This is a genomic window from Pseudomonas sp. LB3P81 (assembly GCF_054897965.1).
Map to the genome: position 1 here is coordinate 3125966 of NZ_JBUBVG010000001.1, position 13899 is coordinate 3139864.

General features: G+C 60.2%; 10 protein-coding genes. 6 read left to right on the forward strand and 4 right to left on the reverse strand.

Annotated features, from left to right (window positions below; translation table 11 throughout):
- Positions 1-21 precede the first annotated feature (21 nt).
- The 6 genes from ACYZTL_RS14420 (at position 22) to ACYZTL_RS14445 (ending at position 6164) form a co-directional block, all read left to right on the forward strand.
- Positions 22-1227, forward strand: coding sequence for an SfnB family sulfur acquisition oxidoreductase (locus tag ACYZTL_RS14420; RefSeq protein ID WP_461952353.1), 1206 nt, complete (start codon positions 22-24; stop codon positions 1225-1227).
- Positions 1227-2585 (forward strand): LLM class flavin-dependent oxidoreductase, encoded by a 1359-nt coding sequence (locus tag ACYZTL_RS14425; protein ID WP_461952354.1) that lies wholly within the window; start codon positions 1227-1229, stop codon positions 2583-2585. Before ACYZTL_RS14420 ends, ACYZTL_RS14425 begins: the two co-directional genes overlap by 1 nt.
- 189 nt (positions 2586-2774) lie before the next feature.
- The gene (locus ACYZTL_RS14430; RefSeq protein ID WP_461952355.1) at positions 2775-3584 is read left to right on the forward strand and encodes a MetQ/NlpA family ABC transporter substrate-binding protein; all 810 of its coding nucleotides are present in this window, start codon (positions 2775-2777) and stop codon (positions 3582-3584) included.
- Positions 3585-3586: 2 nt separating this feature from the next.
- Positions 3587-4708 carry a methionine ABC transporter ATP-binding protein gene (locus ACYZTL_RS14435; RefSeq protein ID WP_461952356.1) on the forward strand — a complete coding sequence of 374 codons (1122 nt, stop codon included), beginning with the start codon at positions 3587-3589 and terminating at the stop codon, positions 4706-4708.
- A complete protein-coding gene (locus ACYZTL_RS14440) occupies positions 4698-5342 on the forward strand; it encodes a methionine ABC transporter permease (RefSeq protein ID WP_461952357.1) in 645 nt (214 codons plus the stop codon). Before ACYZTL_RS14435 ends, ACYZTL_RS14440 begins: the two co-directional genes overlap by 11 nt.
- Positions 5343-5534: 192 nt before the next feature.
- A complete protein-coding gene (locus ACYZTL_RS14445; RefSeq protein ID WP_461952358.1) occupies positions 5535-6164 on the forward strand; it encodes a class I SAM-dependent methyltransferase in 630 nt (209 codons plus the stop codon).
- Between the two features lie 19 nt (positions 6165-6183).
- On the opposite strand, the gene ACYZTL_RS14450 is transcribed toward ACYZTL_RS14445, so the two are convergent.
- The 4 genes from ACYZTL_RS14450 to ACYZTL_RS14465 all read right to left on the reverse strand — a co-directional run bounded on the left by ACYZTL_RS14450 (position 6184) and on the right by ACYZTL_RS14465 (position 13809).
- Positions 6184-8430: a glycoside hydrolase gene (locus ACYZTL_RS14450; protein WP_461952359.1), complete on the reverse strand. Its 2247-nt coding sequence runs from the start codon at positions 8428-8430 to the stop codon at positions 6184-6186.
- A 161-nt stretch (positions 8431-8591) separates the two neighbouring features.
- Positions 8592-11645: an efflux RND transporter permease subunit gene (locus ACYZTL_RS14455; RefSeq protein WP_461952360.1), complete on the reverse strand. Its 3054-nt coding sequence runs from the start codon at positions 11643-11645 to the stop codon at positions 8592-8594.
- Positions 11642-12709, reverse strand: a complete 1068-nt coding sequence (locus ACYZTL_RS14460; RefSeq protein ID WP_461952361.1) for an efflux RND transporter periplasmic adaptor subunit — start codon at positions 12707-12709, stop codon at positions 11642-11644. Before ACYZTL_RS14460 ends, ACYZTL_RS14455 begins: the two co-directional genes overlap by 4 nt.
- Positions 12706-13809: an efflux RND transporter periplasmic adaptor subunit gene (locus tag ACYZTL_RS14465; RefSeq protein WP_461952362.1), complete on the reverse strand. Its 1104-nt coding sequence runs from the start codon at positions 13807-13809 to the stop codon at positions 12706-12708. The genes ACYZTL_RS14460 and ACYZTL_RS14465 overlap by 4 nt, the downstream gene beginning before the upstream one ends.
- Between the last annotated feature and the right edge of the window lie 90 nt (positions 13810-13899).

Genomic DNA, 13899 nt, shown 5'->3' on the forward strand with positions numbered 1-13899 from the left:
ACCAGACATCTGGAGAAACACATGACTCTTTCTCACCACGTCGCGGTCATCACCAGCGATGAGCAAGCCCTGATCGTCGCCACTGATCTGGCTGAAGATTTCAAACGCGACAGCGCTTTGCGCGACCGCGAACGCCGTTTACCGCACCCGGAACTGGAAGTGTTTTCCCGCTCGGGCCTGTGGGGCATCAGCGTGCCGAAGGAGTACGGCGGCGCCGGCGTTTCCAACGTCACGCTGGCCAAGGTAATTGCGTTGATCGCCCAGGCTGACGGCTCCCTCGGGCAAATTCCGCAGAACCATTTTTATGCCCTCGAAGTGCTGCGCGTGAACGGCAGCGCCGAGCAGAAAAAACGTCTCTATGCAGAAGTTCTGACCGGTCAGCGCTTCGGCAATGCGCTCGCCGAACTCGGCACCAAAACCGCCCACGACCGCGTCACCAGTCTGAAACCTGATTTGCATGGAAAACGTGACGGCTATCGCATCAACGGCCGCAAGTTCTACGCCACGGGCGCGATCTACGCGCAACGCATTCCGACCTCGGTGGTGGATGAAAACGGCGTGCAGCAACTGGCATTCGTCCCGCGCGACAGCAAAGGCCTGACCGTCATCGACGACTGGAGCGGCTTCGGCCAGCGCACCACCGGCAGCGGTTCGGTGGTGTTCGAAGACGTTTACGTTGCCGCCGAAGACGTGATCCCGTTTCAAAGCGCTTTCGAACGCCCGACCCCGGTCGGCCCACTGGCGCAGATTCTTCACGCCGCCATCGACACCGGCATCGCCCGCGCCGCCTATGAAGATGCGCTGCATTTTGTGCGGACCAAAACCCGGCCATGGATCGACGCCACGCATGAAAAAGCCATCGATGACCCGCTGACCATCAAGAGCTTCGGTCACCTGAGCATCCGCCTGCACGCCGCCGAAGCCTTGCTGGAGCGCTCCGGCGAATTCCTCGACAAGGCCCAGGCCGAAACCAACGCAGAGACCGTTGCCGCCGCGTCGATCGCCGTTGCCGAAGCCCGCGCCATCAGCACCGAAATCTCCCTCGCCGCTGGCAGCACGCTGTTTGAACTGGCCGGCAGCCAGGCGACCCTGATCGAACACGGACTGGATCGCCACTGGCGCAACGCTCGGGTTCATACCCTGCACGACCCGGTGCGCTGGAAATATCACGCCGTGGGCAACTACTACCTCAACGATGAAAACCCGCCGCTGCGAGGGACGATCTGATGGCCGACGCCAAAAAGAAAATCCTGCTAAACGCGTTCAACATGAACTGCATCGGGCACATCAACCATGGTTTGTGGACGCACCCACGGGACAATTCCACCCAATACAAAACCATCGAGTATTGGACCGAACTGGCGCAGCTGCTGGAGCGTGGACTGTTCGACGGGTTGTTCATCGCTGACATCGTCGGTGTGTACGACGTTTACCAGAACTCGGTGGACGTGCCGCTGAAAGAGTCGATCCAGCTGCCGGTCAACGACCCGTTGCTGCTGGTCTCGGCGATGGCTGCCGTCACCAAAAACCTTGGCTTCGGATTGACCGCCAACCCGACTTACGAACCGCCCTATCTGTTCGCCCGACGCCTGTCGACGCTCGATCATCTGAGTCGCGGTCGAGTCGGCTGGAACATCGTCACCGGTTACCTCGACAGCGCCGCCAAAGCCATGGGCTTGAGCGAGCAGGTAGAACACGACCGTCGTTACGACCAGGCCGACGAATACCTCGAAGTGCTCTACAAACTCTGGGAAGGCAGCTGGGAAAACGGTGCGGTGCTCAACGATCCGCAGCAACGGATCTACGCGCAGCCTGAGAAAGTGCACAAGGTCGAGCACAAAGGCGAGTTCTATCAGGTCGAGGGATATCACCTCTGCGAGCCTTCGCCGCAACGTACGCCGGTGCTGTTCCAGGCCGGCAGTTCGGATCGCGGTTTGCTGTTCGCCGGGCGGCATGCCGAGTGCGTGTTCATCAGCGGCCAGAACAAACCGTCGACCAGGATTCAGGTGGACAAAGTCCGCGCCAGCGCCGTCGAGGCCGGGCGTAATCCTGAGGACATCAAGGTGTTCATGGGGCTGAACGTGATCGTCGGCGCCACCGAAGAGCTTGCCTGGGCCAAGCACGCCGAGTACCTGAGCTACGCCAGCGCCGAGGCCGGCGTGGCGCATTTCTCGGCGTCGACCGGGATCGATTTTTCCGAGTACGAAATCGACGAACCGATCCAGTACGTCAAGAGCAACGCGATCCAGTCGGCCACCAGGAACCTGCAAAACAACGACTGGACCCGACGCAAATTACTCGAGCAACACGCGCTCGGTGGTCGCTACATCACGGTGGTCGGTTCGCCTGAGCAAGTGGCGGATGAGCTGGAATCGTGGATCGCCGAAACCGGACTGGATGGCTTCAACCTGACACGGATTGTCACGCCGGAAAGCTATGTGGATTTCATTGAGCTGGTGATTCCGGAGTTGCAGCGTCGTGGGTCGTACAAGACCGCTTATGACGATGGCAGCTTGCGGGAAAAGCTGTTTCACGCAGAGGCGCATTTGCCTGAGCAACACACGGGATCGGCATTTCGCCGCTAACACCTGTGGCGAGGGAGCTTGCTCCCGCCGACCGGTCCGCGCTCGGGCGCAGCAGTCGCAAAACCTGCAACCCAGTTGCACCTGACACATGTTATCGAATGGCTTTGGGGCTGCTCCGCAGCCCAGCGGGAGCAAGCTCCCTCGCCACAAATACGTTCACCCATTTAATAATTGACTGGAATAACCACCATGACCAAGAACTCCCTCTCTCACCCAGTCAAAGCACTGGCCCTGGCCCTCGGCCTCTTCAGCTCCATCACCTTCGCCGCCGACGCACCACTGAAAGTCGGCACCACCGCCGCTTTCGCCATCCCACTGGAGGCCGCCGTCGAAGAAGCCAACAAACAAGGCCTGAAAGTCGAACTCGTCGAGTTCACCGACTGGATCGCCCCTAACGTCAGCCTTGCCGCCGGCGACATCGACGTGAACTACTTCCAGCACGTCCCGTTCCTGGAAAACGCCAAGGCCGCCTCCGGTTTTAATCTGGTGCCGTTCGCGCCGGGAATCATCAACAACGTCGGCCTCTACTCGAAGAAATACAAAAGCTTCGACGAGCTGCCGCAAGGCGCCAGCGTCGCCATCGCCAACGACCCGATCAACAGCGGTCGCGGCTTGCAACTGCTGGCCAAGGCCGGGCTGATCACGCTCAAACCGGGTGTCGGTTACAAGGCCACCGAAGAAGACATCATCGCCAACCCGAAGAAAATCAAGATCCTTCAGGTCGAAGCCGTGCAACTGGTGCGCGCCTACGATGATGCCGATCTGGTTCAGGGTTACCCGGCGTACATCCGACTGGCGAAGACCTTCGATGCCGGTTCTGCACTGCTGTTCGACGGCCTTGATCACAAGGAATACGTGATCCAGTTCGTGATCCAGCCGAAAAACAAAGCCGACCCGCGCCTGATCAAATTCGTCGACATCTACCAGCATTCGCCAGTCGTTCGCGCAGCCCTCGACAAGACGCACGGCAAGCTCTATCAAGCCGGTTGGGAAAGCTGAGAATGACGGCCGCAATCCAACGGCGACTGGATATTCCAGAGCCACATAAAGCCGCACAGACGGAACTGCACCCGGACCTGAACCGCGCTCACGTGCGCTTCATCGGTCTGGGCAAAACCTACAACGGCCAGCAAGGTCCGGTGGCCGCGCTGCAGGGCATCGACCTGGTGATCCAGCGCGGCGAAGTGTTCGGCATCATCGGCCGCAGCGGCGCCGGCAAGTCGTCGCTGATCCGCACCATCAACCGCCTCGAACAACCGAGCACCGGGCGCGTGCTGATCAATCAAGTGGACATCGGCGAGTTCGATGAAGACCGCCTGGTAAAGCTGCGTCGGCGCATCGGCATGATCTTCCAGCACTTCAACCTGATGTCGGCCAAGACCGTTTGGCAGAACGTCGAGTTGCCGCTGAAAGTCGCCGGCGTGCCCAAGGAAAAACGCGAGCGCAAGGTTCGTGAATTGCTTGAGCTGGTCGGCCTGCAAGAGAAACACAAGGCCTACCCGGCGCAGCTTTCCGGCGGGCAGAAACAGCGCGTCGGCATTGCCCGTGCGCTGGTTCACGACCCGGCGATTCTGCTGTGCGACGAAGCCACTTCGGCACTGGACCCGGAGACCACGCAATCGATCCTCGGCCTGCTGCGCGAGATCAATCAGCGCCTGGGTTTGACCATCGTTCTGATCACCCACGAGATGGCGGTGATCCGCGATATCTGTGATCGGGTCGTGGTGCTGGAACACGGGCGGATCGTCGAGCAAGGGCCGGTCTGGGAGGTCTTCGGCAACCCGCAGCATGAGGTCAGCAAAACCTTGCTCGCGCCGTTGCAACACGCGTTGCCGCAAGAGCTGCAAAGCCGCCTTCAGGCTCAACCACAGTCGTCGGACGCTGCCGTGGCCCTGCGTTTGCAATTCACCGGCAGCGCCACGGACGAACCGGATCTGGCAGCGCTGTTCGCCGCACTCGGTGGCCGTGTGCGTTTGCTGCAAGGCGGCGTGGAACGGATTCAGGGCCATGCACTGGGGCAATTGCTGCTGGCGGTGGCCGGCTCGTCGCTGGGTGCCGAAGAACTGCGCCAGCGCGCCGGTCACTGGGCACAACAGGTGGAGGTGCTGGGTTATGTGGTTTGATCGCTTGCTGCAAGGTTTCTTCGACACGTTTTTGATGGTTGGCGTGTCGTCATTGATCGCGCTGCTGGCGGGCATTCCGCTGGCGGTGATCCTGGTCACCAGCTCCAAGGGCGGGATCTACGAAGCACCGGCACTGAACCGTGCACTGGGTGCATTCGTGAACCTGTTCCGCTCGATTCCGTTTTTGATCTTGATGGTGGCGTTGATTCCGTTCACCCGGTTGATCGTTGGCACCACTTACGGTGTGTGGGCCGCTGTAGTGCCGCTGACCATTGCGGCCACGCCGTTCTTTGCGCGTATCGGGGAAGTCAGTTTGCGTGAGGTCGATCACGGGCTGATCGAAGCAGCACAAGCGATGGGGTGCCGGCGTTGGCATATCGTCTGGCATGTGTTGTTGCCTGAGGCGCTGCCGGGGATTGTCGGTGGTTTCACCATTACGTTGGTGACGATGATCAACTCGTCGGCCATGGCGGGTGCGATTGGTGCGGGGGGGTTGGGGGACATTGCTTATCGGTACGGGTATCAGCGGTTTGATAGCCAGATCATGCTGACGGTGATTGTGTTGCTGGTGGTGTTGGTGGCGGTGATTCAGTTGGGTGGGGATCGGTTGGCTCGGGGTCTCAACAAGCGCTGATTCCGGCCCAAGTTTTCGGTCGCCAGTGATACCGCTTTCGCGGGCAAGCCCGCTCCCACAGGTTCTGTGTGAACGCAGATTCTGCGGCCGCAGAAGAACATTGTGGGAGCGGGCTTGCCCGCGATGGCTGCGCAGCAGCCTCTGGTCTGTTGGCGTATATTCGGCGAATCCCAATTGCCTGCGCAGCCGACCATGAAACAGACTCCCGCCGACCTCGAGCAGATCACCGCCACCACCCTGGGCCATTACAACTCGGTGGCCGAAGGTTTTCGCGAAGGGACGCGTGATCACGATGTCAGCCAGAACATCGATGCGCTGCTGCGGCATATTCAGGGCGAGGCACCGTTCGACATTCTCGACTTTGGCTGCGGGCCTGGACGTGATTTGCAAACTTTCACGCGCATGGGCCACACCGCTGTCGGGCTTGATGGTTCGGAAAAGTTTGCGCAGATGGCGCGCGAAGACAGTGGTTGTGAGGTCTGGCAGCAGGATTTTCTGAAGCTTGATCTACCGGCCGAGCGCTTCGACGGGATCTTCGCCAATGCGGTGCTGTTTCACATTCCGCGTCAGGAATTGCCTCGGGTGTTGAAGCAATTGCACGGGGCTTTGAAGCCGGGTGGTGTGTTGTTCAGCTCCAATCCGCGTGGCGAGAATCAGGAAGGCTGGAATGGGCCGCGGTATGGGGCGTATCACGATCTTCAGGCGTGGCAGCAGTTGCTGACAGAGGCGGGATTTGTGGAGCTGGAGCATTACTACCGGCCAGCCGGACTGCCGCGGGAGCAGCAGCCTTGGTTGGCGAGTGTCTGGCGTAAGCCGGTGTAGTCAGTTCCGACGAAGGTCTTCAGAGCGACGAAGAAACCTGATAGCTCATCACCGTCCCGTCCATGCCAAATGCGTGAATGCTCTGCCTGGCCAGCGGCTGGCCTTCAACCTCACGCTCGTGTACATCAAAATTGGCCACCAATCGTGTCCCATCGGCAAACGTTGTCTGCTGCACCTGACGATCCTCGGTCAGCCAACGGAAATCCGTCATCGCCTGAGTCGCCAGACGCTCATGCAGCGGGCGAAAGAAAACATCCTGACGAGCAATCACCGGTAACCGCTGCTTCAACGTAGCCGCACTGAGGTGATAGAGCGGTGGCACGTTGTAGAGCAACTGAGCCAACTCATTCTCGGCGGACACATTGCTCAATTTAAGGTTGTCGAACAGCCAATGATGGGTGGTGATGACCGAGCCATGGAACACCGCCTGATACAGCGGCAAGCGCGTTTGCGGAGCAAAGTGGACCGTGCGGTAGGGTTCCTTGAGTGGTACGGTCTTGAAGAAAACCTGCGGCTGTTCATTGGGAAACCAGCGGCCCAGGTAATAGGGCGACTTCGCATTCTTGCTCATATCCGGATCACCCCAACCGATCACCGGCGTCTGCATCCCGTGGGCAAATAGCACGCCCCGGACCGTGGTGGCGTTGCCATCCTCGGAACCGGCCGGTAGCGTCAATGTCTCGTTGACCCAGTGCGAGGCGTCGATGTTGCCCTCGGCATTTTGCGCCTGGGTCATGCTTGCGCCGGGGCGATAGCTGTCGAACACCATGCCCGTCGCGTAGGCATCGAGAAACCAGCTATTGAACCCGGCCTTGGCCTGTACGGCTTTGATGCGTGCCTCTAGCAACGGCCGAACACAACGTGGATCGGTGTAATGCCCCGATTGCTGAAAACCGCTTTTGAACGTGCCGTTTTTCAAGACAATCGCACATTCCTGATTGGCTCTGGAGCCCAGGTGTGCGGTGGTCCAGTCCGGATTTTCAGTGATGGTTAACGCAGTCTCATAGGAATCGTAAGGCGCCACCAGGTAGCCCGCGGCAACGCCTTGACGCACTGCTTCCGGGTGCCAGAGACCACCCTCCCAGCCCTCGCCAAGGCCTAACCACAATCGCGACAATCCGGCGGTTTTCAGCTGTTCGATAGTCGTTGGTGACAATGTGCTGCCCCAGTTTTCCGGAGTTGCTGTCAACGCGTCAGAGAAAACCACTGCCAGTTCGGCACGTAACAAGCCGTAGCCACCCGCCAGTTTTTGCATGTCCGGTTCGACGACAGATTGCCAGCCGCTGCGTGCCTTCCTGTTGAGTGCAGCATTGAGGCTGCGCAGCAAGGAGACTTGCTGGTACCGATCCAGCGTTGGCTCAGCCTGGGCCAGTAACCCCGTGCTTTCAGCATCAAAGCTGTTTCGCAACTCGCTGGCGAGTACGCCATTACCGCGCAACACTTTCAACAAGGCTGGCCAACTTCGAACATCGTCGGGGCCGAGCAGGTCGTTACCCCACAGATAAACATGACTGGCCCCCAGGAGCTTTCTGGCTTCAGGCGTTTTCAGCAGTTTGTCGCTTAAGGTTTCGTATAGCCCGTTGTCGACCACCCATTGCCGATAGCGCTTGGCACCGGCCAACAGATCGGCATCACCCAACGACAGCGTGAACGTCAGCGGCGTGCCTGGTGCAAGTGCGGTGAACTCGTGACGGGCGGCCAGCGCCAGGGCATTGCCTTCGGCGCTGAACGTCAGGCGATTGTTGTAAGGGTTGGTCATCAACCAATTGAGGGTAAAGCCTCCGTGATCGACGCCCCATAGCGGCAGGCTCAGGTCCTGGGTGGTATTGAACTCGCCTTGATCGAGCAAAAAGGATTGCCACAGCGAATTAACGGCGGGCACGTAATGCCCCTCGGCCAGCGGCCAGATCAGGCCTTTTCCCATGGCACTGCCAGGCTGTTTGAGAAAGCTCAGTTCACCGGGATCGCGAGCCGTGATGGACAGGGACAGGTCACGCTGATCGAGAACGGCACTCAGGGTCCAGGCGCCGTTGTCCCACTGCCAGTCCAGGCGATTGGCGCTTGTTTTAAAATCGCCCACTTTGTGCCCGGTAACACCCTCCGAAGCTTGCACCGGTGAATGTTGTGCAGGGATGACGCGTATCGCCAATGTGGCGGGATTGAGTTCGACGCGCCACAGCGGGTTTTCCAGGACGATATCGGCCAAGGCCCAAGGCGAGAACAACAAGGTGCAGATCAGCAACAGATAGCGATGGCAGGGCGGCATGGAGGTGTCCCTTCTGCGTGAAGAGCAGAGAGGGTAAGGCAAGTGAAACGGAGCTGTCGGTCAGTAAAGTGTTGGAAAATTGTAGATCGCCATCGTCGGAACGCCGGTGTGTCAGACAACAGAGATGTTGAATGTTAAACCGTTTTCGCGAGCGCTCTGCTTTACTGCACCTCTTTCTTCGGCTCGCGAATCTTGTACCAGGCCACATACAGCGCCGGCAAAAACAGCAGTGTCAGCAACGTCGCGATAATGATCCCGCCGATCATCGCGTAAGCCATCGGCCCCCAGAACACTTCCCGGGCAATCGGAATCATCCCCAGGCTCGCCGCCGCAGCCGTCAACAGAATCGGACGACGACGATGCTCCGTGGCTTGCTGCACCGCGTCCCACGGCGTGTAGCCGTCCTTTTCGAAGGCATCGATCTGGGTCACCAGAATCACCGCGTTGCGGATGATGATGCCGATCAGCGCCAGAATCCCGAGGATCGCCACGAAACCTATCGGCGTGCCCGTCGGGAGCAGCGCCAGCACCACGCCGATCAACCCGAGCGGCGCGACGCTGGCCACCAGGAACAGCTTCTGCACGCTGTGCAACTGGATCATCAGGAAGGTCGCCATCAAAAACAGCATCAACGGCACGACCTTGGCAATCGGCCCTTGGGCCTTGCCGCTTTCCTCCACGGTACCGCCGGTACCGACTTTGTAGCCCTCCGGCAAACTGGCGGCGAATTTGTCGATGTCCGGTTGCAGCTGTTTCACCAGGTCGGTCGGCTGAATCTCGCTGCGCACCGCGGCCTTGATGGTGATGGTCGGTTTGCGATCACGACGCCACACCAGCGGCTGCTCGAGTTCATAACGCACCGTGGCAAACGCCAGCAGAGGAATCGAGGTGCCGCCGAGGGTGACGATCTGCAAGTTTTGCAGCGTTTCCGGACTGCCGCGCTCAGCATCTTCAGCGCGGCCGACCACATTGATCAGGTAGATATCGTCATCGACCTGCGTCACCGGCGAGCCGACGACGATGCTGTTCATCAGGTTCGCCACGTCTTCCGACGACAGCCCCAGTTGCTGCGCCTTGTCTTGGGCGATGTCGATGCGCAGCACTTTGCCCGGCTCGTTCCAGTCGTAAATGATCTCGCCGATGTGCGAGTTCTTATCCAGTTCGGTGGCCAGAGCGATGGCGTGTTTGCGCACCTGATCGATGTCCTTGCCGCTGACCCGGTACTGAATCGGCCGCCCCACCGGCGGGCCCATTTCCAGGGCCTGGACGTAACTGGCGACGCCGACGAACTCTTCACGCAGGCGTTTTTGCAGACGTGCAGTCAGCGCCATGCGTGATTTCAGGCCTTTGCTGACGATCACCAGTTGCGCGTAGTACGGGTTTTGCAATTGCTGGTCCAGGGGCAGGTAGAAACGGATCGCCCCTTCGCCGATGTAGGTGCTCCAGCGCACGATGTCCGGATCATCCTTGAGCGTCGCTTCGAGCTTGTTCACCGCCTTGCGGGTTTCAGCGATCGAGGCGTTTTGCGGCAGGTTCAGCTCGACGAGGATTTCCGGGCGGTTCGAGGACGGGAAGAACTGGTTCTGCACGAACTGCATGGAAAACACCGAGAGCACAAACAACGCCACGGTGATGCCGATGGCCCACCAGCGATTGCGCATGGCCCAGAGCAGGCAGCCATTGAACGCCCGCCCGATGCGCCCAGGCTCTGCATCGTGCGGTTTCACCTTGGCGCTGAGGATATGCACACCGAGCACCGGGGCGAACAGCACGGCGACGATCCACGACACCAGCATGGCCACCGCAATCACCGCGAACAGCGTGAAGGTGTACTCACCGGCGGAGCTTGCGTTCAAGCCGATCGGCACGAAACCGGCGACGGTGACCAACGTGCCGGTGAGCATGGGGAACGCGGTCGAGGTGTAGGCGAAAGTCGCTGCCTGTTCTTTGGTTTCGCCCATTTCCAGGCGCGTGACCATCATCTCGACCGTGATCATCGCGTCGTCCACCAGCAGGCCGAGGGCGATGATCAGCGCACCGAGGGAAATCCGCTGCATGGTGATGCCGCTGTATTCCATAAAGAGGAAGACAATCGCCAGCACTAACGGAATCGAACACGCCACCACCAGCCCGGCGCGTACACCGAGACTGATGAAGCTGACGATCAACACGATCGCCACGGCTTCGAACAACGCACTGGTGAAGCCGCCGACGGCTTCTTCCACCACGTGGGCCTGGTCGGAAACATTGTGCACGCCGACACCCACTGGCAGGTCAGCCGTAAGCTCGTTCATGCGCAGGTGCAGCGCCTTGCCGAAGTCCTGAATGTTGCCGCCCTTCTTCATGGCCATCGCCAGGCCGATAGCTGGCTGGCCATTGAAGCGAAACTCCGGGGTCGCTGGGTCGACGTAGCCGCGGCTGATGTTGGCGATGTCGGCCAGTCGGTAGAAGCGATTGTTGAGCTTCAGGTTGACGTTGGCCAGGTCTTTCTCAGAGGCAAATTGCCCCGAGGTCCGCACCGAAATCCGCTCCGGACCGGCCTCGATCACCCCGGCCGGGGTCACGGCATTCTCCGATTGCAGGCTCTGCACCACCTGGCGCTGATCGATGCCGAGGGCGGCGAGTTTGCGGGTGGAAAAATTCAGGTAAAGAACTTCGTCCTGCTCGCCGACCATTTCAACTTTGCCCAACCCCGGGACTTCACGGATTTGGGCACGCACCTGTTCCACGTAATCGCGCAATTGGCGCATCGACAGGCCATCGGCGGTAAAGGCATACACCGAGCCGAACACGTCGCCGAACTCATCGTTGAAGCCTGGCCCTTGCAGGCCCTGCGGGAAGTCGCCGCGAATGTCGTTGATCTTCTTGCGCACCTGGTACCAGATTTGCGGGATGGCCTCAGCGCTGGTGGTGTCGAACAGGTTAACGAAAACCGTGGATTCGCCGGGACGGGTGTAGCTTTTCACGTAGTCGAGCGAGTCGAGTTCTTCGAGTTTTTTCTCGATCCGGTCAGTGACCTGTTTGAGGGTTTCTTCCTGGGTCGCGCCGGGCCAGCGGGTCTGGATCACCATGGTTTTAATGGTGAACGACGGGTCTTCTTCGCGCCCCAGGTTCAGGTACGAGAACACGCCCATCAACAACGCGACGAACATCAAATACCAGACAAACGACTGATGCTTGAGGGCCCATTCGGATAAGTTAAAACTCCCTTTCATCGCGGGCTGCCCTCGTCGATTTTCACTTTCTGCCCCGGTTTGAGGCTGTTCACACCGGCACTGACCACCCGCTCGCCGGCCTTCACGCCGTTGGCCAGGACCACCGTGGCATCGGTCCGACTGATCAGGCTGACCTCCCGTGGGGAAACGGTTTGCGTCTGCGGATCGACGACCCAGATCCGCAGTTTGCCGTCGACCTCCTGCAGTGCGCTCACCGGCAGTTCGAGGCGTGGCTTGATCGCAGAGCTGAGGGTCACGCTGATCGCCGTGCCGAGGCGAAAGCCCGGCGGCGTATCGGTCAGGCTCAGGCGGGCACGACGGGTACGGGTCGCGCTTTGGGCCTGGGGTTCGATTTCACGCACGATGGCGGTGCTGGTGATGCTCGGGTCCAGTTGCACGGCGACCTGAAACACCACGTCCGCCGGCAACTGATCGACCAGGGTGTCGGGCAGGTCGATCACCGCTTCCTTGATGTCCGGCTGCGCCAGGGTCACCACTTGTTGGCCGGCCGTCACCACTTGCCCGGCTTCGGCTTTCCACGCTGTGACAATGGCTTTGTGATCGGTGCGCAACTCGATGTAGTCGAGTTGGTCTTTCGCCAGATCGACCGCTGCCTTCGCTTGATCGAGGGAAGCCTGCGTGGTTTTCAGATTGGTCTGGGCGATGTCCAGTTGTGCCTGCGCACCGACCCCGCGATCAAACAATTCCTGCTGACGCCGGGCGTTGGCCCGGGCGTTGATAAACTGCGCCCGGACCCGCGCCAGATCGCCCTGGGCCGAGCGCAGCTGGTTTTGCTGATCCGTGGGATCGAGCGTGGCGAGCAAGGCGCCCTTCGTCACTTCGGCGCCGACATCGACGATACGGCTGGCGATACGCCCCGGCACACGGAATCCCATATTGGTCTCGTAACGGGCCTGGATGCTGCCGGCGAAACGGCCGAGATTTTCCTCGTCCAGCGCCTGGACCTTGATCGACAGCACCGGGCGAACCGGCTCCGGCGGCGGCTCTTTTTCCGAACAGGCCACCAGCATCACACCGGCGAACACCAGCAACATGCGCTTCATGGCTGGGCTCCTTCGGTCAGGTCTTTATAGGTATTTTCGGCGATTTCCACTTTCACGCCGGGGTACAGCAACTGGCCGCCAGCGATGATGACTTTTTCGCCGCCCTTCAGGCCGTCGCTGATGATGACTTTGCCGGTCAGGTAACGACCGACCGTGACCATGTGCAGCTGCGCCTTGCCTTCGTCGTCCACCAGCCACACAGCCGGGTCGCTGAGGTTTTTGGTCAGCGCCGACCACGGCAGTTCGACTGCTGATTTGCCCGGTATCTTCGCCGTGGCACTGACCACCGAGCCGAGCTGCATGCCTTCCGGCAAACCGTCCAGGGTAACTTTGACCTGCACCGTGCCGGTTTGCGCGGACACGGCCGGGGTGACTTCCCGAACCGTCCCCGTGGTCTTGATGGCCGGGTTGCCGAGCAGGCTGACCACGATCGCTTTGTCTTCGGGTGCCTCCGTCAGCAGCGATTCGTAGACGTTGAACACCGCGTCACGCTCACCGTCCCGGGCGAGGCTGAAAATCGGCATCGTGGCCTGCACCACCTGGCCGACTTCGGCCTGACGGGCCGTAATGACCCCCGGCGCATCGGCGACCAGCGCGGTGTAACTCAGTTGCTCACGGGCGTTGGCCAGTTGCGCCTGGGCGGCCGTCAGCGCACTTTGGCTGCTGCGCAATGCGGCCTGGGCGGAGTCGAATTCGCTTTGACTGGTGTAACCCTTGGGCAGGAGTTTTTGCTGGCGAACAAAGGCGGCCGCCGACTGTTTGACCCGCGCCTGTTCGGCGACGACTTGCGCCTGGGCCGAGTCGACATTGGTTTGCAGGTCTTTCGGGTCGAGTTTGGCGAGCACTTGTTTGGCCGACACCCGGTCACCGACATCGACCATGCGCTGGACAATCTTGCCGCTGACGCGGAACGACAGCTCAGTCTGGACGCGCGCCTGAACATCACCGGTAAGTGTCACGGACGCCGCGTAATCAGTCGATTTGACGGCCTGCACGAAAACCCGCGGACGGTCCTTTTCGATCTGGGGTTTCTCGCCACAGGCGCTCAACAGGACAAGAAGGCTCAGGCCAACCACTCTTTTCAATCCGGGACCAGCCATACAGACTCCTTTGCGTTGTACGAACGGGCCAATGGCGATACGTCTGTGAGCTTAGAACAGGGTTCAACAGGTGCACAGGTTTACGGCGAA

Coding starts and splice junctions, on each gene's coding strand:
- ACYZTL_RS14455 (WP_461952360.1), bottom strand. CDS start 11,645: ATGAAAGGGAGTTTTAACTTATCCGAATGGGCCCTCAAGCATCAGTCG.
- ACYZTL_RS14445 (WP_461952358.1), top strand. CDS start 5,535: ATGAAACAGACTCCCGCCGACCTCGAGCAGATCACCGCCACCACCCTG.
- ACYZTL_RS14440 (WP_461952357.1), top strand. CDS start 4,698: ATGTGGTTTGATCGCTTGCTGCAAGGTTTCTTCGACACGTTTTTGATG.
- ACYZTL_RS14430 (WP_461952355.1), top strand. CDS start 2,775: ATGACCAAGAACTCCCTCTCTCACCCAGTCAAAGCACTGGCCCTGGCC.
- ACYZTL_RS14435 (WP_461952356.1), top strand. CDS start 3,587: ATGACGGCCGCAATCCAACGGCGACTGGATATTCCAGAGCCACATAAA.
- ACYZTL_RS14460 (WP_461952361.1), bottom strand. CDS start 12,709: ATGAAGCGCATGTTGCTGGTGTTCGCCGGTGTGATGCTGGTGGCCTGT.
- ACYZTL_RS14425 (WP_461952354.1), top strand. CDS start 1,227: ATGGCCGACGCCAAAAAGAAAATCCTGCTAAACGCGTTCAACATGAAC.
- ACYZTL_RS14420 (WP_461952353.1), top strand. CDS start 22: ATGACTCTTTCTCACCACGTCGCGGTCATCACCAGCGATGAGCAAGCC.
- ACYZTL_RS14450 (WP_461952359.1), bottom strand. CDS start 8,430: ATGCCGCCCTGCCATCGCTATCTGTTGCTGATCTGCACCTTGTTGTTC.
- ACYZTL_RS14465 (WP_461952362.1), bottom strand. CDS start 13,809: ATGGCTGGTCCCGGATTGAAAAGAGTGGTTGGCCTGAGCCTTCTTGTC.